This is a genomic window from uncultured Methylovirgula sp., from assembly GCF_947646745.1.
Classification (GTDB): domain Bacteria; phylum Pseudomonadota; class Alphaproteobacteria; order Rhizobiales; family Beijerinckiaceae; genus Methylovirgula.
The window spans coordinates 21,161-41,005 of record NZ_CANSHK010000033.1 but is presented as its reverse complement, the minus strand read 5'-3'; the positions used below and the strand labels follow the sequence as shown (position 1 = coordinate 41,005).

General features: G+C 60.3%; 21 protein-coding genes. 8 read left to right on the top strand and 13 right to left on the bottom strand.

The window, feature by feature from the left end:
• Positions 1–114 precede the first annotated feature (114 nt).
• Positions 115–498, bottom strand: coding sequence for a hypothetical protein (locus Q0025_RS10865; RefSeq protein WP_297298918.1), 384 nt, complete (start codon positions 496–498; stop codon positions 115–117).
• An 8-nt stretch (positions 499–506) separates the two neighbouring features.
• Positions 507–1,178 (bottom strand): Crp/Fnr family transcriptional regulator, encoded by a 672-nt coding sequence (locus Q0025_RS10860; protein ID WP_297298915.1) that lies wholly within the window; start codon positions 1,176–1,178, stop codon positions 507–509.
• Between the two features lie 413 nt (positions 1,179–1,591).
• Here Q0025_RS10860 and Q0025_RS10855 point away from each other — a divergent pair, with 413 nt between their 5' ends.
• Complete coding sequence (locus tag Q0025_RS10855; RefSeq protein WP_297298913.1) at positions 1,592–1,804, top strand: hypothetical protein; 213 nt, start codon at positions 1,592–1,594, stop codon at positions 1,802–1,804.
• A gap of 315 nt (positions 1,805–2,119) precedes the next feature.
• Here the strand turns inward: Q0025_RS10855 and Q0025_RS10850 are convergent, their stop codons facing one another.
• The 4 genes from Q0025_RS10850 to Q0025_RS10835 all read right to left on the bottom strand — a co-directional run bounded on the left by Q0025_RS10850 (position 2,120) and on the right by Q0025_RS10835 (position 5,246).
• A complete protein-coding gene (locus Q0025_RS10850; protein WP_297298920.1) occupies positions 2,120–2,812 on the bottom strand; it encodes a VIT family protein in 693 nt (230 codons plus the stop codon).
• Positions 2,813–2,907: 95 nt separating this feature from the next.
• Positions 2,908–3,486 (bottom strand): cytochrome b/b6 domain-containing protein, encoded by a 579-nt coding sequence (locus tag Q0025_RS10845; RefSeq protein WP_297298911.1) that lies wholly within the window; start codon positions 3,484–3,486, stop codon positions 2,908–2,910.
• A gap of 9 nt (positions 3,487–3,495) precedes the next feature.
• Positions 3,496–4,737, bottom strand: a complete 1,242-nt coding sequence (locus tag Q0025_RS10840) for an MgtC/SapB family protein (protein WP_297298908.1) — start codon at positions 4,735–4,737, stop codon at positions 3,496–3,498.
• 230 nt (positions 4,738–4,967) lie between these two features.
• Positions 4,968–5,246: a hypothetical protein gene (locus tag Q0025_RS10835; protein ID WP_297298905.1), complete on the bottom strand. Its 279-nt coding sequence runs from the start codon at positions 5,244–5,246 to the stop codon at positions 4,968–4,970.
• A gap of 173 nt (positions 5,247–5,419) precedes the next feature.
• Between Q0025_RS10835 and Q0025_RS10830 the strand changes: the two genes are divergently transcribed.
• Together Q0025_RS10830 and Q0025_RS10825 are read left to right on the top strand one after the other, a co-directional pair.
• Positions 5,420–5,815: a hypothetical protein gene (locus Q0025_RS10830; protein WP_297298903.1), complete on the top strand. Its 396-nt coding sequence runs from the start codon at positions 5,420–5,422 to the stop codon at positions 5,813–5,815.
• A gap of 227 nt (positions 5,816–6,042) precedes the next feature.
• On the top strand, positions 6,043–6,903 hold the full coding sequence (locus Q0025_RS10825; RefSeq protein WP_297298900.1) for a universal stress protein: 861 nt from the start codon (positions 6,043–6,045) through the stop codon (positions 6,901–6,903).
• A 45-nt stretch (positions 6,904–6,948) separates the two neighbouring features.
• Here the strand turns inward: Q0025_RS10825 and Q0025_RS10820 are convergent, their stop codons facing one another.
• Together Q0025_RS10820 and Q0025_RS10815 are read right to left on the bottom strand one after the other, a co-directional pair.
• Positions 6,949–7,209, bottom strand: coding sequence for a hypothetical protein (locus Q0025_RS10820; protein WP_297298898.1), 261 nt, complete (start codon positions 7,207–7,209; stop codon positions 6,949–6,951).
• A gap of 127 nt (positions 7,210–7,336) precedes the next feature.
• Complete coding sequence (locus Q0025_RS10815; protein ID WP_297298896.1) at positions 7,337–7,648, bottom strand: hypothetical protein; 312 nt, start codon at positions 7,646–7,648, stop codon at positions 7,337–7,339.
• A gap of 241 nt (positions 7,649–7,889) precedes the next feature.
• Between Q0025_RS10815 and Q0025_RS10810 the strand changes: the two genes are divergently transcribed.
• Positions 7,890–8,156 carry a hypothetical protein gene (locus Q0025_RS10810; RefSeq protein ID WP_297298894.1) on the top strand — a complete coding sequence of 89 codons (267 nt, stop codon included), beginning with the start codon at positions 7,890–7,892 and terminating at the stop codon, positions 8,154–8,156.
• A gap of 83 nt (positions 8,157–8,239) precedes the next feature.
• On the opposite strand, the gene Q0025_RS10805 is transcribed toward Q0025_RS10810, so the two are convergent.
• The 3 genes from Q0025_RS10805 to Q0025_RS10795 form a co-directional block, all read right to left on the bottom strand.
• Positions 8,240–8,701: a group III truncated hemoglobin gene (locus Q0025_RS10805; protein ID WP_297298892.1), complete on the bottom strand. Its 462-nt coding sequence runs from the start codon at positions 8,699–8,701 to the stop codon at positions 8,240–8,242.
• A 63-nt stretch (positions 8,702–8,764) separates the two neighbouring features.
• On the bottom strand, positions 8,765–9,145 hold the full coding sequence (locus tag Q0025_RS10800) for a DUF488 domain-containing protein (protein WP_297298890.1): 381 nt from the start codon (positions 9,143–9,145) through the stop codon (positions 8,765–8,767).
• A 69-nt stretch (positions 9,146–9,214) separates the two neighbouring features.
• Positions 9,215–9,691: a hypothetical protein gene (locus Q0025_RS10795; protein WP_297298888.1), complete on the bottom strand. Its 477-nt coding sequence runs from the start codon at positions 9,689–9,691 to the stop codon at positions 9,215–9,217.
• Positions 9,692–10,076: 385 nt separating this feature from the next.
• On the opposite strand from Q0025_RS10795, the gene poxB reads away from it, so the two are divergent.
• The 3 genes from poxB to Q0025_RS10780 all read left to right on the top strand — a co-directional run bounded on the left by poxB (position 10,077) and on the right by Q0025_RS10780 (position 13,720).
• Complete coding sequence (gene poxB / locus Q0025_RS10790; protein ID WP_297298886.1) at positions 10,077–11,807, top strand: ubiquinone-dependent pyruvate dehydrogenase; 1,731 nt, start codon at positions 10,077–10,079, stop codon at positions 11,805–11,807.
• A gap of 191 nt (positions 11,808–11,998) precedes the next feature.
• Complete coding sequence (locus Q0025_RS10785) at positions 11,999–12,478, top strand: hypothetical protein (protein WP_297298884.1); 480 nt, start codon at positions 11,999–12,001, stop codon at positions 12,476–12,478.
• Positions 12,479–12,523: 45 nt separating this feature from the next.
• Entirely contained in the window at positions 12,524–13,720 is a 1,197-nt protein-coding gene (locus Q0025_RS10780) for a lytic murein transglycosylase (protein WP_297298882.1), read from the top strand.
• A gap of 9 nt (positions 13,721–13,729) precedes the next feature.
• Here the strand turns inward: Q0025_RS10780 and Q0025_RS10775 are convergent, their stop codons facing one another.
• Positions 13,730–14,959, bottom strand: a complete 1,230-nt coding sequence (locus Q0025_RS10775; RefSeq protein ID WP_297298880.1) for a serpin family protein — start codon at positions 14,957–14,959, stop codon at positions 13,730–13,732.
• A gap of 198 nt (positions 14,960–15,157) precedes the next feature.
• Here Q0025_RS10775 and Q0025_RS10770 point away from each other — a divergent pair, with 198 nt between their 5' ends.
• On the top strand, positions 15,158–18,490 hold the full coding sequence (locus tag Q0025_RS10770; protein WP_297298878.1) for a DUF2126 domain-containing protein: 3,333 nt from the start codon (positions 15,158–15,160) through the stop codon (positions 18,488–18,490).
• Positions 18,491–18,523: 33 nt separating this feature from the next.
• Here the strand turns inward: Q0025_RS10770 and Q0025_RS10765 are convergent, their stop codons facing one another.
• A complete protein-coding gene (locus Q0025_RS10765; protein ID WP_297298877.1) occupies positions 18,524–19,807 on the bottom strand; it encodes an efflux RND transporter periplasmic adaptor subunit in 1,284 nt (427 codons plus the stop codon).
• Positions 19,808–19,845: the final 38 nt, after the last annotated feature.

The following is a 19,845-nucleotide window of genomic DNA, read 5'->3' as shown; positions in this document are numbered from 1 at the left end:
GCATCAGACGACGCGTAGCAGCCGTGGCGGTATGTAGGAAAATTCAAAGCCCCGCTCGGTCGCATGGGCGGGGCTTTTGGCTGAAGCGTAATCGACTACAGCGCATTGCAGACGTTACTTGCTAATCTCCTTGTAGAAAGCTTCAGCCTTTGCGAGGTTTCCGGCGGGGTCTTGGAAGAAGGTCAATTCCGCCTTCTGGTTGCCGAAGCAGTAGGTCTTGCCGTTGTAAGTCGCGTAGACGGAACAGTCAGTCTGCACTTTTTGATGCTGCGCTAAACCTTCCGTACACATGCCACCAAACTCTCCAGTCACAGCAAGCGCTACGCCCGTAAACCCTAGCAACGTGACTGCCGCGATTGCGGATGCAACCGGAATCATTTTCATCTTCGATCTCCGAAGCTGTTTTTCCAATGAAGATTCAGTTTCGCAGCAATACGACTTCGTGTCGGTAACCAAAGTCACCAAGCCAAAGAAATACGCAAGAGTCGGCGCGTCCATTTTAAATGCTAATGAGCCGACTCGCGCGAAGCCAGCGCTCGTCTATCCAGAATCTCCAACTTGCCGCGCGAACTCCTGACCCATCCGCTGCGCTCCCAATCGCCGAGATGACGGCTGACAATCTCTCGAACGCTACCGATGTCGGCAGCCAGTTCACGATGAGTTTTTTCGATTGTTCGGCTTTCTCCCGCATCCACAAGAATACGGCGCGCCAACCGTTGTTCGACTGTCGAGAAGGCAACGGAATCAATAAGCGAAAAGACTGAACCTAGGAGTCGCGTGTAGTCGGTCAGCACAAAATCCCGAAATTCAGGGATCGTTGACATGAAGTTATGGAAATGAGCCTTTGGGAGGACCGCTAATTCGGTCGGCTCCTCCGCAACGCTTTCTGCAGGAAAATTGCTGCCAGAGAGGAGGCATTGGGTCGTCAGCATGCACGTTCCGCCGCCCTCCACCTTGTAGATGAGAACTTCGCGCCCAGATGGGTTAGTCTTAAACACCCGGGTGCGGCCATCAACACACATAATATAGTTAGGGCATTCCCATTCCTCTTGATACGCGATCTGTCCTGGATAGAGCTTGGCAAAACTCGTGACGCTTGCGATCCTTGCGAAATCTTCGTCGCTAAGCTTCTTTACAAAAGGAAATTTTGTGACCCATCGGTCGAAACTATTGTCCACGACAACCTCCCAATTTTTTCCGTCCAGTATAGTTGGGCCGAGCATCTTTTCGAAGTGAAATGATCACCTGCGAGGCTTGAGCTGGCTTTATAAAAGGGAATGGGGCCCAGCGGGGGCGCGCCAGTATCCGATCGGGGGCTGCCGGCAAGCTTCTGCTCCGCGTAGAACCAATGAGCGACGTGCCGCCGCTTCACTCAGCATGACATCTGACGGCAGATCGGGGCTGCGAGGTTGGTTATGATGAAACGGATTGCCTCATTCCCGGGCTTATTGCGACTCCTGCGCCGGCGGCGCAGGCCCCTCCCGTCCCTCCAGCGGCAATCGAGCCGCAACCGCCCTGCGCGGGCCCTGAATGCAGCAACGTCTATCTCCAGGTGCAAGATCAGTGCGTATGGGCCCAAAACATCGAGAGGTTGCCTGTTACCCTCGTGCTGACCTTTGCCAACGGGACGAAGGCGCAATTCGTGCTGAAGGCCGCGAATAGCTCCCCAGCGAACGCCCCATACGACGATCGGTCATGCGACATCCTCGAGAGGAAGGTGCAGATCATGAACGAGCACCAGAGCAACGCTGCCATCGAGGCGATCGCGACTGACCGCGTCATGATGCAGGCATTGAAGACCTGACATGCCCAGGAGATCGCGGCCCGGGAAGCCAATCTTAAAATGGACGAATATTATGATCTCGGCAGCCGCACGGTGCGCCGCAGATCGACGATCGGGCTCGGCGGTTATTACCTGGGGACCGAAACCTATCCGATCTATTGGCTTGATTGAGAATGGGAGGCAATTGTCTCGGCGCGTTGCATGATATCCAATCGGACACTGCCGCATTGAAAATAGCCGCGAATGGAAATAACCGCGAATGGCGGATCAAAAAGCGGAGGCGGCGCAACCCGGCTTTCCGGCGGCGCCGTACGACAGCTTCGGCCGTCCGCGAATCTATACCGAATGTCCGACAAGCGCACCGACGCCGGCCGTAACCGCCATGGCGAACGCGCCCCAGAAAGCAACCCGGGCTGTCGGCTTTAGAATCGCGGCGCCGCCAAGCTTGGCGCCGAGCGCCCCCAATGCGGCCAGCGCGACGATCGACACCGCCGGAATCAGATAGAGGACGGCGTGCGGCGGACTGAGCAGCGCCGTGATGAAGGGGATGGCAGCCCCAGCGGCGAAGGTAACTGCCGAGGCGAGGGCCGCTTGAAGCGGTCGCGCTTCGCTCACTTCGGTCATTCCCAACTCGTCCCGCGCATGGGCCGCGAGGGCATCCTTCGCCATCAATTGCGCGGCGACCTGCTGTGCGAGTTCGGGCGAGAGCCCACGCTCGACGTAAATTTGGGCCAGCTCGTTTTTTTCGAATTCAGGATTTTCGGCCAGCTCCTCGCTTTCGCGTTTGAGCTCGGCTTTCTCCGTATCGCTTTGCGAGTTGACCGAGACGAATTCGCCGGCGGCCATCGACATGGCGCCCGCCACCAAACCCGCAAGGCCGGCGAGGAAAATCTGTCCGGGCGATGTCGCGGCTACGGCGACGCCCAACATGAGGCTTCCCGTCGATATGATCCCGTCGTTCGCGCCAAGCACGGCGGCCCGTAACCAGCCGATTCTTGCGATCAGATGCTGCTCGCGCGACGCTTGCATCAAGTGAGGCTCCGAAATGAAGTCAGCAGGACGCCAAAGGCCCGGCGTTCATGAAAGTTTAGTGTCGGATTGGGCACGGCAGAAACCCCGCTTCGTCATTTGAGGCGCGAAGCATCTCCCGGCATCATCCGTTCGAGAACGCTGTCGCGCCAAAGGTAATGATGCACCAAGGCGGCCGCCGCATGAAGTGCAGCGATGGCAAGCAAACCATTTGCAGCCAGTCCGTGGATGTCGGTGAGCGACTCGGCGACGGCATGGTCAGCCAAACGCGGCAGCTTGATCAAACCGAATATCGAAACGCCATGCGCGAACGCATTGGCAATCCCGAGAAGCGCGACGATGACGAGCAATGCATAGAGAAGATAGTGCGTACTGATCGCGAGCGTGCGGAGAATGCCTTTATCCGCCGGCGGTAGCCGCGTTCCTCGACCGCTGCGCCAGAAAATGCGCAGGAGCAGGACGGCGACGAAAACGAAGCCTAGGAAAAAGTGCAACGACCAATAAGCGCCCCGCCATGGTCCACGGGGGAGCATATCGGCGGTTTGTCCGATGGTCCAAAGAATGAGAACAAGGGCGACCGTTGCCCAGTGGAGGGCGATCGTTTTTGAATCGTAGCGCATAACCCTATTTAGAATAATTCTAATTAACAGTCCACCCCAACCAAACGACGACATTGCAAATTTCTAGACCGGGACAAGCCATCCAGCGAGCCATGCGGCCGCGGTCGAAATCACGATGCCCGGGATAAGCCGAATTGCGAAACGGCCGAAGCCGGTGGTGGCAGCGACGACGATTTTCGAGAGCGCATTGGTCGTGAAAGCAATGAGGATGGGCCATAACGCGAGGTGAGCCTCCAGTCTTCCGGAGGCCGACAAAGAGGCGACCGAAAGAGCTGCAGAATGAGCGTCGATCAGGCCAGCCACAGCGGCGCCCGCGAGAACGCCGGCATCGCCGAAACGGCTCTTGAGAAATGCGGTGAGCAACATCATCCCGGCGATCGTCGTCACCAGACTTAAGGCGGTCATCAGGCGCAAAGGGCGCTCCCGCCCCAATGCAAGATCATCCTTTGTCCGCGGCGCACGAAACGCGAAGAAAAACGCATAGATCAGCGCGGCAAGGCCGGCAGCGAAGAGCGACGGCGCCATAACGCGCAGATCAGGCTTGCTGATGGCGAAAAGAAGCAACGCCAGTTGTATCGGAGTAGCCACACTCGAAAAGGCCGCACCGGCGACGGCGGCATCAAGCGCTGCCGGAGAACGCGCGGCGAGCCCCGCCATAGATCCAATTGTCGCGGTGCTCGAAACGAAGCCAGATGCAAGGCCGGCGAGTGCCAACCCGTAACGCGTGCCAAACACCCGTGCTGCGATATAGCCCGAGGCGCTGATCGCGAGCATCAATACGAACAGAAGCCAGATATTGTGCGGATTGAGTGCGTCGAACGGCCCCATGTAGCGATTGGGCAAATGCGGCCAAATAGCTAAGGTTGCGACGGCGAAAATGAGCCCGTCGACCATCTCGGCTTCGGTCAATACGCCGCTTATAAAGGCATGCAGCGGCGCCTTCGCCGCGAACAATACGGCAACAACGGCTGCCGTTGCAGCGGACAAGACCGGATCGATCATAGTGCAACCGCCGATCACGGGCGCCAATACCAAGCCGACCTCTGTCGTCAACCCAGGGTCGTCGTTGCGGTTGAGCGAGTAGGACAGGCCGGAGAAAGCGGCGATAGCCAACACGACTGCGACCAACAAAAAAATGCCGCCAACATAAAATGAAAGCGCGCCGAGCAATGTCGCAAGAGCGAAGGTGCGCACGCCCGCCGCTCGGCGCGCTTGCCCCACGCCTTTGCTTCTCTCGCGCTCAAGTCCGATAAGCAGCCCCAGTGCGACCGCTATCCCAAGCCTGAGCCAGGAGGTTTCGGACATTGATCTTTACGACTCCGCTTCGGAACGGCCCCTTTTGAGTTTTGAAGACAGAGCGCCGCTTGCGTTGATCTTTGTCAATTGGGGCCTGCCTTTATCTTGGCAGGGTGTGGGAGCATGCAGGACGAATGATCAGCCTGACTTTCTCAGGACCACCGCACAGACGGTCCCTTTCCAGGAGGGATCCTTCTCTTTTGATGCCGTCACCGACCTGAAAAGACAGGCGCGTTCTGCTAAAGCCAGCTTCGCCCGGGGCGTTTGTCGCGGCCCGTGCGCAAAACTACCGGGTCCGCTGCCTCTTCGGGCCGCAACGATCGAATCCTAATCTCATCGTATTCGACCAGGGGCTCCAGAAAGCGCAATAATTCGGCCTGCAAGATACGAAACTGATCAAAATCCGCAGAGCCGGAGACTATCGAAAGCGGCGTATAGACAGTGAGCACCCGCCGCCCGGTTTCGCTTACGTCCAAGTCGGCCTTCGCAATATGTCTCAAGTCGATGGAAAGTTTCATCCGTGCCAAGTATCCCAAAAAAAAAATGCCAAGATAAAATGTCGATTCCGAGTCCCGATAGCACGGGGAAAATTTTATTCAAGTGACTTTGATGCTGCATTGCGGCGGCCGGCGTCTCGCTTTTATCGAGCACGTTAGCGGACGGTAACGTATCCACGCAGAGCGCAAGACCAATGCGCCGCCATCCTCGGTGCATCAATGGGGTTTCGGGACGAGGCAACATCGCCTCTGTTGCGGTCGCGTGTGCCATCGCGGACGAACCAAAGAACATCAGACTCGATGCTATGCATTTTTTATTTTCGGTCTCTTCCACCCCGATCGAATTTTTATGTTTCGACCTCCACGTTCTGGCTGTCATTCCAGAATTGGAGGTAAAAATGAAATCTGTTTTGACGATGTCAGGAAGCCACGCTCACGAGGTTTCCGTCCATGCGATCTTCGCCGTGGTCGTTGCTGGCTTCGCTATGTTGATCGCGTTCGCCAACTTGACTGCACCGGCCGTGGATCATTCCTGTCGGTCGACGTTCGCAAACCGTGCCGTCGTGCAATGTGCGGTGCATGCGAAATAACTCATCGCCCCTCCGGAGATGCGCCAAATTCCTCGGCGGTCGAACTCCAGGCGCAGCATGCGGCTGGCTAAATTCAGAAGACGTTCTCACTCTGCGCCTGGCCGTTGCGTCTAATGGCCAGGCGCCGCTTTCGGCAAGCGCATCGCCGAGAATTGATTCATATCATGGAATGATAGGACGAATTCGCTAGCCAAAGAGAGATTTGCGAAAACAAATTGGGGCGCTTGATGAACTCATTCGACGGAGAGCAATTAGACTCGCGGTTGAGGTCAGTTTATCTCAACATCGTAGTAGAAGAAGATCCCATCTCTCGCGCTGCGGTATATTACGCCAACACACTCTGCAGCCAAGAAGGCGCGCATCTTACTGTCGATATCGCAACGATCGCGCTCGATATCCCTTCGGGGCGGCTCGTCGCCGAAATTGGCGGACTGCTCGAGCAGGTGAATTCGGAAAGGCGACGAATAGCCACTTCCGAGATGAATCAAATCGAGGTGGGGGCTCGTCTGGCTGGCATTACGGCAGATTGTCGGGTCGTCAATGCGGCCCTTGCGCAAATGCGTGAAAATTTTCTGAATATCGCGCGCACGAAAGACGTCATCGTCCTTCCCAAGCCCGTCGGCACGTTGGCGACATCGCAAAGTATTTTCGAAAGCCTTTTGTTTGAATCGGGGCGCCCGATCATAATCATTCCGCCGGAATGGGATTCGGGATGTTCGTTCGAACATGTGGTCGTGGCATGGGACGCAAGTCGCGAGGCCGCGCGTGCTGTCGGCGATGCGATACCGTTTTTGAAGCGAGCCAAGACTATAGACATCGCCTGCGTCAGCACAGAATCGAAGGAAACGGCGGCGGGTGCGGATTTGGCCGCACATCTCAGCCGCCATTGTCGCGGCTCGTTGAGGTTGTCGGAATTGCCGGCCAGTTCCGACATTGGAGAGACCCTTCAAGCCTTTGTCCGGACCGTCGGGCCGGATTTGACCGTCATGGGCGCGTTCGGTCATTCTCGATGGCGGGAATATTTTCTTGGAGGCGTGACCGTCAATTTTCTTGAAACGTCAACTGTACCGCTGTTCATCTCTCACTGAGGGATGCGGTGCCCGGAACGCAACGGGGCGTGTCCTCTCTGCAGCCTAGAATTCCTGCACCGAAGAAATGAGCAGCGATCCGTTGAAATTTTTACCGGCGCGCAAAAATTCCCAGGCTGCGTCCTCGAAACAATCGAGTGTTGTTTGATCGACGATGAATAACAGCGCTTCTTCCGGCCGCGTCTGCTGTATGGCGTCGATCAGCTCTTGAAGGCTGCCGCAATCGATCGGCTCATTGGCGTGCTTGATGTCGGCAAACCAATGGCCTTCCGTATAAGCGACGTCAACTCTCCGCAGTTCGCGCATGGGAAACCTCAAGTCGGCTCACATGAGTTGCCTGGCCCGTCGATGTTAGAAATCCATAGTTTCGGGGGTGTGGATGGCGACGGTCAAATTTTAGCGATATGCCGTTGTCATCGATCGTTCAGCGCTATCAGCGCACGCAGCCTTCGTCGGTCAAATGACCACCTGCGGGACAATAGATCCGCTCGCACGCCGCTTCGATGTAAAGCGAGCGCCGTATATCCGCTTCCGACGGGGTGCATTCGCCCTTCTTGTCGATGCACGGATCAGAGTTCAGACACTCGGTGAAGGCTTGCGCCTTTGCTTTCGCCTCCGGCGTCGTCGCGTCAGTCCATTGCTGAAGCCGCGTCGCCTGCATGACTTCTCGCGGGACGCGAAGCGCGGGCAGCGCAAGCGAATACAGCGCGCCTATCGCGAAAACCATCAGGGTCGGCACGCGCAAGTCCTTGGGGATCATGTCCGTTCCTGGACGTCGGCTGACATCTCATTATGTCGCGAGGCGATTAAAAAAAGAAAAAAGAATATCCGGATTCTGTTATTTTAGCGATGGTCGATATGATTTGCAGTTGCATTTTCCGCAAAGGTGCCTCTGCGTCCTAACCCGGTATAAACCATAAAATAAACGCTGCGGAACCTTTAGCAATCCCGCTCGTCGATTTGGCATGCAGGGGCAGCGAGCCGCGATGATTGAACTTCGTATCCCCCATATTGCGCGTGCGAAGATCGACATAGACGGTCAATCCAAGCGCATTCTCACCGTCTATACGCCGCTCGCAACAGAAATGGGCTCGCCGGATTGGGAGGAGTTCTACCGTTTGCGCACGCGTCTCCAGATATTGGTCGAACCTCTTCTCGGGGGCTATGACGAGGTCAGAATTGAACCTCTCGACGCAGCCGAGAGGAGCGAACGGTCGTTCGTGGTCGATGCTTTCGGCGATCCCGTCTTGTAAGCATTGGGGGCCGGCGGGCGATTGTCTCAATCGATCCGCGGAAGCTCGCGCGCCGGTAGGAGATTTCTTAGCTGAGCCGGGTTTCATGACGCGCGTTGATAGCGCTCCCCCTTGCGCAGAAAAACGCCGCGCGCTCCGGCAATGCCAAGTTCCAAGCTTTCCGCGACGCGGCGCGCGCGGTCGATAAAAAGGTCGGCGGCGGCCGGTGGACAGAGATCGCGCGCCGTTTCTTCGAAGAGGGCGAGCCAGCGGTCGAAATGCTGCGCATCGACAGGCAGGGGCAGATGCTTTGCCATCGGCTGGCCGTGGTATCGTCCGCTTTGCAACGTCAGCGATGACCAGAAGGCGAACATTTGCTGCAGGTGCGGTTCCCAATCGGCGATGCGGGCGTCAAACACAGGCCCGATGAGCGGATCTTGACGGACGCGGGCATAGAAGGCGCGGACGAGCATTTCGATCATCCGTTCATCAATCCCGGTCGTCGATTTTACTGTCTCGATCATGGCCGCGCGGCGTTCGTGCGCGCTACGGAATTCATCATTCATCTGGGCATCCCTAACAAATTTGGAGTCTTCCTAACAGTCTCGATCGATGGCAAGCGAAAGCCGTTAACTTGCATGGCTTCGCCAGTGCGTGCGCAGAAAATCGGCCAGAACAAGCGCATGATTGTGGGCGGTGTCGCTCGCGGCATAGAGCAAGGTCACGCGGCCGCGTTTCAAGAGATCATCGAGGCGCCCCACCGTATCCTTATTCGCCGCCAGTTCGGCGCGGTAGCGACGCGAAAACTCGTCGAAACGCGCCGGATCATGGCTAAACCAGCGACGCAAATCCGGCGTCGGTGCGATCTCCTTCAGCCAGAGGGCGAGCTGCGCCGATTCCTTGCGAAGTCCGCGTGGCCAAAGCCGGTCGACGAGAACGCGCGTGCCGTCCTCATGGCTCGGGTCGTCATAGGCTCGCTTCAAGCGGATATCCGGAGCGCTTGGGGACATAGGCTTGCCTCGCTGATGATTCGTTGCGAACGTGGCCTGCTGATTCTCACGGCTTGATCTGCTTCGGTTTCAGAAAAGAGCGCCACCCCAGCTTCCCGCGACGGCACCGAGGATCGTCACAACGGCGAGGGCGAGGAGCAAGTAATGAGCCTTCTGCAGCCAGGCCAGGGCACGGTCGGGTTGCGTCGATGCCCAGCGCTGAAAAGACCTGTGCAGAACGAGCGGTTCTGCGACGAACAAGATCAGGGCAAACAACACCCACACGCCTGCCATCGCGTGCATCCACCAAAATGCCGGCGATCCGAAGCGGTCCCATAGATCCTGCCGCACGATCATATAGAAGCCGCTCAGCCCCACGACCAGTATCGCAATGCGCGCTTGCCACACGAAGCGATGCTCAACAGCCCGGAACGCCTTCAGCCGGTCCGCGCCAAGATCGCCGCGACGGACCGCGGGCAGGACGATTGTCGTTGCCATGCTGACGCCGCCGATCCAGATGACCACCGCAAGCACATGCAGCGCGCGAGCCAGATTAACGTCATTCACGGGTCTATGGCCTCCGCGCCTTTATGCCCATAAAATATCGTGTGACGACATTAACGACCTCCTTTATCCGGGGGTTTGCGCTGGATCAAATCGCTCGTCATTCTGAGGTGCAGCGGCCCGGAGGCACGATGACAGCCGGCCTGCCTTGAGCGACCTGCCGGCAAAGCTTCGGACGAGGCGGCGATGTGCCAAGCGGATCGCCTCACGATAACGTTCTTTTTGTCCCCGCTCTTGGTTTCGCCGATCCGTTGCCGCTAAGCTCGCGCGGTGCCGCTGTCGCCGTTCTGTCAAACTTCGTTGCGAGTTTGCCGGCAGCGTCGATCTGAAGCTTAACCGTATCGGTTGCCGGCAGAACAGCGCCGCGTGCCGGAGCGAAGGTGTAATCATGGCAACCTATAGGGCCGCTGATCTTGCGATTGAAAGCCTGCATGCCGCGGGTATTCGCCACATCTATGGTGTCGTCGGCGACAGTCTGAATGCCATGACGGACGCGCTGCGCAAGCGCGCCGACATGCAATGGATTCATACCCGGCACGAGGAGGCGGCGGCTTTTGCGGCGGGCGCCGACGCGCATCTCACCGGCCAGCTTGCGGTCTGTGCCGGCAGTTGCGGACCAGGCAATTTGCATCTGATCAATGGGCTCTACGATTGTCATCGCTCGCGGGTCCCGGTGCTCGCCATTGCGGCGCATATCCCGAGCGCCGAGATCGGCCGCGGCTATTTTCAGGAGACGCATCCGGAATTGTTGTTCCGTGAATGCAGCCATTATTGCGAGCTCGTCTCCAATCCAAGCCAGCTTCCGGGCGTGATCGAAACCGCAATCCGGGCTGCGGTCGGCCAGCGCGGCGTCGCGGTTGTCGTCATTCCCGGCGACATCGCGCTGAAAGAGGTCGCGGGCGCAGCGTCAACGCGCCGGGCGCTTGTGACCAATCCGCCGGTTGTCGTGCCGGGCGAGCACGATCTCGACGAATTGGCTGCGCTGCTTAACGCGAGCGAAAAGACGACCTTGTTTTGCGGCCGCGGCTGCGCTGGCGCGCATGACGCGCTGATGCGCCTCGCCGAGACGCTGAAATCGCCGATCGTGCATGCCCTCGGCGGCAAGGAATATGTCGAATACGACAATCCATTCGATGTCGGCATGACCGGGCTCATCGGCTTCAGTTCCGGCTATCATGCCATGCTCGATTGTGACACGCTGTTGCTGCTCGGCACGGACTTTCCTTACCGGCAGTTCTATCCGACCGAGGCCAAAATCGCGCAGATCGACATACGGCCGGAAAATCTCGGGCGGCGGACCCGGATCGACCTCGGTCTCGTCGGCGATGTCAACGCGACGATCGCGGCGCTTTTGCCGAAGCTTCGCAACAAGCCGGGCCGCTTCCACCTCGATGAGAGCCTCGCGCATTATCGCAAGGCCCGCGCGGGCCTTGACGATCTTGCCGTCGCGCGACCGGGCGACAAGCGGATTCATCCGCAGCGGATCGCGAAACTGATCAGCGAACATGCAGCGGACGATGCGGTCTTCACCTTCGACGTCGGCACGCCGACTGTCTGGGCGGCGCGCTATCTGACGATGAACGGCCGGCGGCGGTTGATCGGCTCGCTCAATCATGGCTCGATGGCCAATGCGATGCCGCAGGCAATCGGCGCGCAAGTGGCGTTCCCCGGCCGCCAGATCATCAGCCTCTCGGGCGACGGCGGCTTTTCGATGCTGATGGGCGATTTTTTGACGCTCGTGCAGCACAAGCTCTCGGTCAAGATCGTCGTCTTCCAAAATAAGGCGTTGGGCTTCGTCGCGCTGGAGATGAAGGCAGCCGGCTTTCTCGAAACCGGCGTCTCCCTGGCGAGCGTCGATTTCGCCGCGATGGCGCGCGCCATCGGTATTCATGGCGTCCGCGTGGATGATCCAGCGGATCTTGAAGACGGGATCAAAAATGTCTTGGCGCATGACGGGCCGGCGCTGCTCGACGTTACGACGGCGACGCAGGAATTGGCGATGCCGCCGACGATCGGTCTCGAGCAGGTGAAAGGATTTGGCCTCTGGGCGCTCAGGACAGTGCTCAATGGGCGCGGTGACGAATTGATTGAAGTCGCACGAACCAATTTGCGCCGATAGGCCGCTAGGCCGCCCAATCGTAGCATCGCCAATGGGGGTAGCGACCTCGTCAGGCTTGGGTGCGCGACGTTGGTTTTCATCGCCACGGCGTTTGGCTTGACCGTTCCCAAGATGATCGCGAAACATTTGCGATTGACTGGATCGGGATCGCGATCATGATGAGAGCAGCGTACAATCGGGGAGGCGCTCGGATGGGCCGTGTCAGATCGCTGGGCTTTGCAACCGTGCTTGTTGCGCTGGCGGCATTTGGCATCGGCGGATCCGAGGCGGGGCCGTTTTCCCCTCTGGCCGGAAATTGGGTCGGGAGCGGCACGCTGACGGTGAGCGGCGCGCGCGAAAGACTTCGCTGCCGCGCGATTTATTTTGTTTCGGCGGCCGGCGAGAGCCTACGGCAGATTCTGCGTTGTTCGAGCGACAGCTATATTATCGACGTCAATAGCAACGTGACCGAGATCGACGGAAAAGTGTCAGGCACGTGGCATGAGGCGTCGAGCGGCGTCACCGGCACGTTGACAGGTATCGTCCGCGGCCCGGTCATCCAGGCACTTGTATCGGGCATCGGCTTTACGGCGCCGCTGTCGCTGGTGACGCGCGGCCGTTCGCAACACGCCACCATCAACCTCGGTGGTCCGACGGTCGCCGCGGTCGTCGTGACCTTTCATAAGGTCTGACCGGTCGCGATGCAGGCGTGCGACCGGCACATGCGGAAAACGCGATTGGCTGCCAAGCTCGGCATCTGGGTGGCCTGCCTATTCCTCTGCGCGCTTGCGGGCGCGCCGGCGAAAGCCGATCAAAGCGGGTTTCACAATTTCCTCGAAGGTCTTTGGCCGCAGGCGGCGGCGCGGGGCATCAGCCGGGCGACGTTCGAGCAGGCTTTTGCCGATTTGAGCGAAGACCCCAGCGTCCCGGTCGCGGTCGGCAAGCAGCCGGAATTCGAGCGGCTGCTTTCAACCTATTTCAAGGAAGCGGTCTCGCCGACGCGGATTACGCGCGGACGGACGCTCGCTGCCGCCCATGCCAACGCGCTTACGGAGATCGCGCATCGGTATGGCGTCCCGCGCGGCATCCTCGTCGCGGCCTGGGGCATGGAAAGCGACTATGGCCGCGATCGCGGCGGCAAGGATGTCATTCGCTCGCTCGCCACGCTCGCCTTTCATCGCCGCGACACCGACCTTTTCGTCAACGAGCTTTTGAGCGCGCTCGTCATTCTGCAGAGCGGCGATCTTTCGCGCGCAAAGCTTATCGGCTCCTGGGCCGGAGCGATGGGCGATCCGCAATTCATGCCGTCGGCCTATCTTAAATATGCGGTGAGCTATCGCGGTCGCGGCGCGCCGGACATCTGGAACGATCCCGCCGATACGCTCGCCTCGATCGGACATTTCCTCCGTGCCTCAGGCTGGAACCCGGCGCTCCCATGGGGTCTCGAAGTGATCGTACCGCGGGATTTCGGCTTCAAGACGCTGCATGCCGATTTCGCCGACTTTGCCGAGGCGGGAGTCAAAAGCGCCGACGGCGCGCCGCTGCCGCGCGGCCGAGCGACGCTGTTTTTGCCGGCCGGCGCCGGTGGCCCGGCCTTTCTGCTTAGCGACAATTATTGGGTCTTGAAGGCTTACAACAATTCCGATTCCTACGCGCTGTCGCTCGCTTGTCTTGGCGACCGCATTATGGGGCGGCCCGGTCTGCATAAGGCGTGGCCCAGAACCCAGACGCTTTGGAGCCGCAGGGACAAGATCGAAATCCAAAGGCTCTTGACGAAACTCGGTCTCTATCACGGCACCTTCGACGGAAAATTCGGTCAGGCGTCGCGCGACGCGATCCATGCCTTTCAGATCGAAGCGCATGACGCGCCGGCAGACGGAATCGGCGGCGCCGATCTGCTTGCGCGGCTGCGCGCGAGGGCCGGCGGCGGCTGACGCTGTCCGCTAATGCCTCGGATCGACGATCCGGCCTTGAAACAGCACCGCGCCGGTTTTCTGATCCACAATGAAAAAGAGAAACGGCCGGTCGACGATGAAGGGCTCGGGCGGCGGCTGATTCACCGGGGCCATCGCCGTCGCGGCCATCGGAACGGCGGTTGCGGCCGCCGCTTCCGAGCTTTCCTCGTTCACGTCGATGACGGCATTGTGGATCACGTCCGCGATCGCGACCTGCAGTTCCGCGGGCGGCCGCCCGGTCATGCCGCTGAAATCTGCCTTCTGCAGGTTGAACGCCGGCCCCATGCCCACCTTTTCGAGCGGCGCGGCGAGGCTTGCCCGATAGCCTGTATGGAAACGCGGCAGTTGCAATTGCACGTCGGCAAAATCCGCGCTGCCGAAGTCCGCGAAAAGGTCGGCGAGCTGCTTCGGGCCAAGTTCGGCGATCACTGCGGCAAGGCCATCGATGGCGTCTGGCAGGACGACGATCATGCCAAGCCGTTCGTCGGCGGAGCGATAGGGCAGGCGGATCGCTTTAAAGTCCTTGCCTTTGACCAGTGCGAAATGGTCCTCGTCGTGCATCATCGGCACCTCAACATCGCGCACCGCGGTCAGATGGAAGGTGCCGTTCTCGGTCTCGGCCTTATCGAAAGGATATTGCCAAAAGGCTTTGAAATAGGCGGCATTGGCGAGGACGAATCCGGTCCCGTCCGGCAGGCTATCGAGCAAATGGCTGATTTTTCCGGAGGTCTTCTGCGCGATCCATCGGTTGATTGCATTGAGATCGCCGGGGAATATCTCCGCTGCATAGTGTTTTTGCAGCAGGCTGCGGAAATCGGCGTCCACGACATCTGGTTTCACTTCGGCGAGCGCATTGGCGCTGTTCAGGACCGCGGAGTTCTTGTCGTTGGCTGATTTGAGGTCTGCGATCAGGGCGGCATTCGCATCGGCGAGATCGGCGGGAGACAGGTTTAGTTGCAGCGCATCGCCGATCGCTTTGGCCGTGTCGCCCCGCGCGCCGGCGAGCACCATGGAGAGCGCGCTGCCGACCGAATAGGGCGAGAGGACGATATTGTCGGGGGCCTTGGCGAGATCCTGAAAAAGCCGTTGGCCGGTGCTGTTATAGCCCGAGACCAGTGTCTGTTCCGGCGCGGTCGGCGCGGTGGCGGATGCCGTGGCGCCGCAAAGAAGTGCCGCCGCAAGACAAAGCATGGGGGCAATGACACGAAAAAAATTCATCGGCCTTCGCCTTTGCAATGAAAGGCTTATGGCGACCGATTGTGGCGACAGCGCGGTCCGTGCCCATATCCGTGCCGCGGCGCTTAGCGAAAGGGCAGGCGGCAAGAGGTTACGAGGCGTCGCGCGGCGCGGCGATTGCTTGGCATCCGCCACATTCCTAAGCTAGAGCGCCTCCGCGACAATATCGGAACCTGCCCTTTGACGATCTCGGCCGCTATTCATCATGTCACGCATTATCGTTACGATCGTCCGATCGGCCTCGGACCGCAGACCATCCGGCTGCGCCCCGCCCCGCATTGCCGCACCAAGATCGCGAGCTATTCGCTGAAAATCACGCCGGCGGAGCATTTCATCAATTGGCAGCAGGACCCGCACGGCAACTGGCTGGCGCGGCTCGTCTTTCCCGAGAAGACCAATGAATTGAAGATCGAAGTCGATCTCACGGCGGAACTCGCCGTCATCAATCCGTTCGATTTTTTTATCGAACCCGATGCCGAGCAATTTCCGTTCGCCTACGAACCCGAGCTCAAAAAGGACCTTGCGCCTTATCTCGAAGTCGAGCCGCTCGGGCCGCGTGCGACCGATTATATCGCGAACCTGCCAAAAGGCCCGATCCACACGATTACCTTTCTGGTCGATCTCAATGCCAATTTGCAGAAAGCGGTGCGCTATGTGATCCGCATGGAGCCGGGCGTGCAGACGCCGGAGGAAACGCTGACGCATGCCTCAGGCTCGTGCCGCGATTCGGCCTGGCTGCTTGTGCAGATTTTGCGGCATCTCGGCCTCGCCGCGCGTTTTGTATCGGGCTATCTCATTCAGTTGCGCGCCGACATCGATCCGCTCGAAGGGCCGAGCGGCACGGATCACGATTTCACCGACCTGCATGCCTGGGCCGAAGTCTATATTCCCGGCGCTGGCTGGATCGGCATGGATGCGACCTCGGGCCTTTTCTGCGGCGAAGGGCATATTCCGCTGTGCGCGACCCCGCATTATCGCGCCGCCGCGCCGATCTCCGGCGCCGTCGAGCCGGCGCAGGTCGATTTCGCCTTCGATATGAACGTTACCCGCGTCGCCGAGGCGCCGCGCATCACTTTGCCTTTCTCGGAGGAGGCCTGGGACAAGCTCGATGCGCTCGGCAAAAAGATCGACGCCGATCTCGCCGCGCAAGACGTGAAGCTGACCATGGGCGGCGAGCCGACCTTCGTCGCGGTCGACGATTTCGAAGCGGCCGAATGGAACACGGCTGCGGTCGGTCCGACCAAGCGCAGCCGCGCCGACGATCTCATCCGCCGGCTGCGGGCGCGTTTCGCGCCGGGCGGCATGCTGCATTACGGCCAAGGCAAATGGTATCCCGGCGAGACATTGCCGCGCTGGGCCTTCGCGCTTTATTGGCGCAAAGACGGCAAACCGATCTGGAAGAATCCTTCGCTCATCGCCCGCGTGCCGGTGGCGCGCACCGCCGAAGAAATTCAAGCGATGCCGCGCGATGCGGCCGCCGAAGACGCTTTGCGCGTGCAAGCCGAGAAACTCAGCACCGGAATCGCCCTGCGCCTCGGCATCGACACGGATTGCGTTCTGGCCGCTTATGAGGACCCGACGACCTGGCTCGTCAAGGAAGGCAATCTGCCGGACAATACCGATCCGCTCGATCCCAAGATCGAAGACGCGGAAGAGCGTAACCGCATGATCCGCACCTTCGCGCGCGGCCTCACCAGCGCATCGGGTTTCGTCTTGCCGGTGCAGCGCTGGAACGCGCAGGCACGGCCGCGCTGGACGAGCGAGCGCTGGAAGCTGCGCCGCGGCCGCCTGTTTCTCGTGCCGGGCGATTCCCCCGTCGGTTACCGGCTGCCGCTCTCGTCGCTGCCCTGGGTGCCGCCGGCATCCTACCCTTTCATCGTCGCGCAAGACCCGCTGGAGGAGCGCGACGCTTTGCCGGACCCGATCGAGCTCGGCCAGCATTTCGAGCGCGTGGCAGCCGACAACACGGCGCAGCAGGAGCGCGTCGAACAGCAGATCGTCGAAGGCGCGGTGCGGACCGCGCTCTCGGTCGAGCCGCGCGACGGCATCATCTGTGTCTTCATGCCGCCGACCGAGACGCTCGCCGATTATCTCGAACTGCTGGCGGCGGTCGAAGCTGCTGCGGCCGCACTGAAGACGCCGGTTCACATCGAAGGCTATCCGCCGCCCTTCGATCCGCGCCTCGATGTCATCAAAGTGACCCCAGACCCCGGCGTCATCGAGGTCAATGTCCACCCGGCGAAGAGCTGGGCGGACGCCGTCGCGACAACCCGAGGTCTTTACGAAGACGCCCGCCAGGCGCGGCTCGGCGCCGAAAAATTCATGACCGATGGCCGTCATACCGGTACGGGCGGCGGCAACCACATCGTCTTCGGTGGCCCGACGCCGCAGGACTCCCCCTTCCTGCGTCGCCCCGACATGCTGAAAAGCGTCGTGCTCTATTGGCAGCGCCACCCGGCATTGTCCTATCTCTTCTCCGGCCTCTTCATCGGCCCGACAAGCCAGGCGCCGCGCTTCGACGAGGCGCGCCACGATCAGCTCTATGAATTGGAGATCGCGCTTGCGAGCGTACCCAAGCGCGATGCGCCGGCGCCGCTGTGGGTCGTCGACCGGCTTTTCCGCAACCTGCTCGTCGACTCGACGGGCAATACGCATCGCACCGAAATCTGCATCGATAAGCTTTATTCGCCGGACGGGCCGACCGGCCGGCTGGGCCTCGTCGAATTCCGCTCGTTCGAAATGCCGCCCGACGCGCGGATGAGCCTCGCCCAGCAACTCCTGCTTCGCGGCCTTCTGGCTTGGTTTTGGCGCGAACCGCAGGAGGGCGAATTCGTCCGTTGGGGGACGGCCCTGCATGACCGCTTCATGCTGCCGCATTTCGTCTGGCAAAATTTTCTCGAAACGCTCGGCGCGTTAAGGCAGGCCGGCTACGATTTCGATCCTATGTGGTTCGAGGCGCAGCGCGAATTTCGCTTTCCCGTCTATGGAACGGTCGAGCCGAGCGGGGTGCGGCTCGAATTGCGCCAAGCGCTTGAGCCCTGGCATGTGCTCGGCGAAGAGGGCGCCATCGGCGGCACGGTCCGCTATGTCGACAGCTCGGTTGAACGGCTGCAGGTGAAATGCAACGGCTTGATCGAGGGACGCCATGTCATCGCCTGCAACGGCCGGCGGCTGCCGATGACGCCGACCGGACCCTTCGGCGAAGCGGTCGCAGGCGTGCGCTATAAAGCCTGGAAGCCGGCGCATGGCCTGCATCCGACGCTCCCCGTCAATGCGCCGTTGACCTTTGATGTCATCGATACCTGGACTGGCCGCTCCCTTGGCGGCTGTGTCTATCATGTCGCCCATCCCGGAGGGCGCAATTACGATACGTTCCCGATCAATAGCTACGAGGCCGAGGCGCGCCGCCTGGCGCGTTTCCAGGAACACGGCCACACGCCCGGGGCGATGACAGTGCCGCGCCCCGAGCGCTCGAGCGAATTTCCGCTGACCCTGGATTTGCGCCGGCATTGATCCCCTCTCCCCGCCAGCGGGGAGAGGGGATCATCAATCCTTGGCGCTCGCACCGCTCTCGGCGCTACCGACGTGAACATTATCGCTGTCGCGGGAGGCGGCGACGCGCATGCCGTCGCGAATGTTGATCGGTGGGCTCAGAATAACAAGATCGTCCGGCTTGAGGCCGGTGCGAACGTCGACCTCCGCGCCATTGTCGGCCAAGAGATTAAGTTTGCGCAGCCGCACCACACCATCGTCGTAGACTGCGGCGCTGAGCCCATTCTTGTTGAAGATCAGCGCCTGCGACGGAATTGAAATCACCGGCTGCGCGCGCGGGATGAAGAGCCGCACGGTGCAATAGAGGCCGGGGAAGAGCGTCCCGTCGGCATTGTCGACATCGACTTCCGTCAGCCGCGTGCGCGTGCCCGGCTGCAAGGCATTGGCATTGCGCGCCACGGTGCCGTGGAAGACGCGGCCGGGGATTTCCGGCACACGGACTTCGGCCGACGCGCCGTCCTTCAAACCGAAAACGGCATCCTGCGGCACATAGATTTGCGTGCGCAGCACTTCGCTATGGGCAATGTCGAAGAGCGGTGTGCCGGTCGACTGGTCGGCGGTGACAAGGCTGCCGACATCGATGTGGCGCTGGGTAATAAAGCCGTCGAAGGGCGCCACGACCTGCTCGAAGCCGGTCAATTCCTTAAGCCGCGAGACCTGGGCTTCGCCGGCCTGCAGATTGGCCTCAGCAACTTTCAGCGCCGCGGTCTGCGCGTCGTAGGTCAGGCGGTCGGTATCGCCTTGCTGCTTCGTCTGCCAGCCTTGGACGACGAGGGTCTGCGTCCTGTTATTGGTGACGAGGGCGAGCTGCTTATTCGATTGCGCCTGAGTCACGGCCGCCTGCAACTGCGCGACTTGGGCTTCCGCCTGCAAAAGCTGCTGGTCGAGGTCCGGCGCTGCAATGACGGCAAGCACGGCGCCCGCTTTCACCTCGCTGCCGATATCGACGTTGCGCTTGGCGATATAGCCCGTTGCGCGAGCATAGACGGTGGCGGCGTCGAAGGCCTCGGTACTGCCCGGCAGATCTAGCACGCGCGGCGCCGAATTGGTGACGACACGCGCGACGCGCACGGTCGGCACCGCGTCTTCCTGCTGCCGCTCCGTTTCGAGCGCCGCTGAGCGGCGCTGCGCATGGCTCCATGCGCCATAGGCAACGAAACCGCCGATCGCGAGCAGGGCGGCGAAACCGACGAGGCCCAGACGGCGGGGCCGCTCGCCGTGCGACGGCGCAGCCGGCTCTGACGTATGCGTGTCAGGCTTGTTGACGTCGTCGCGCATCAGACAAAATCCTTATCTGCGAAAGAGGATGGGGCGTA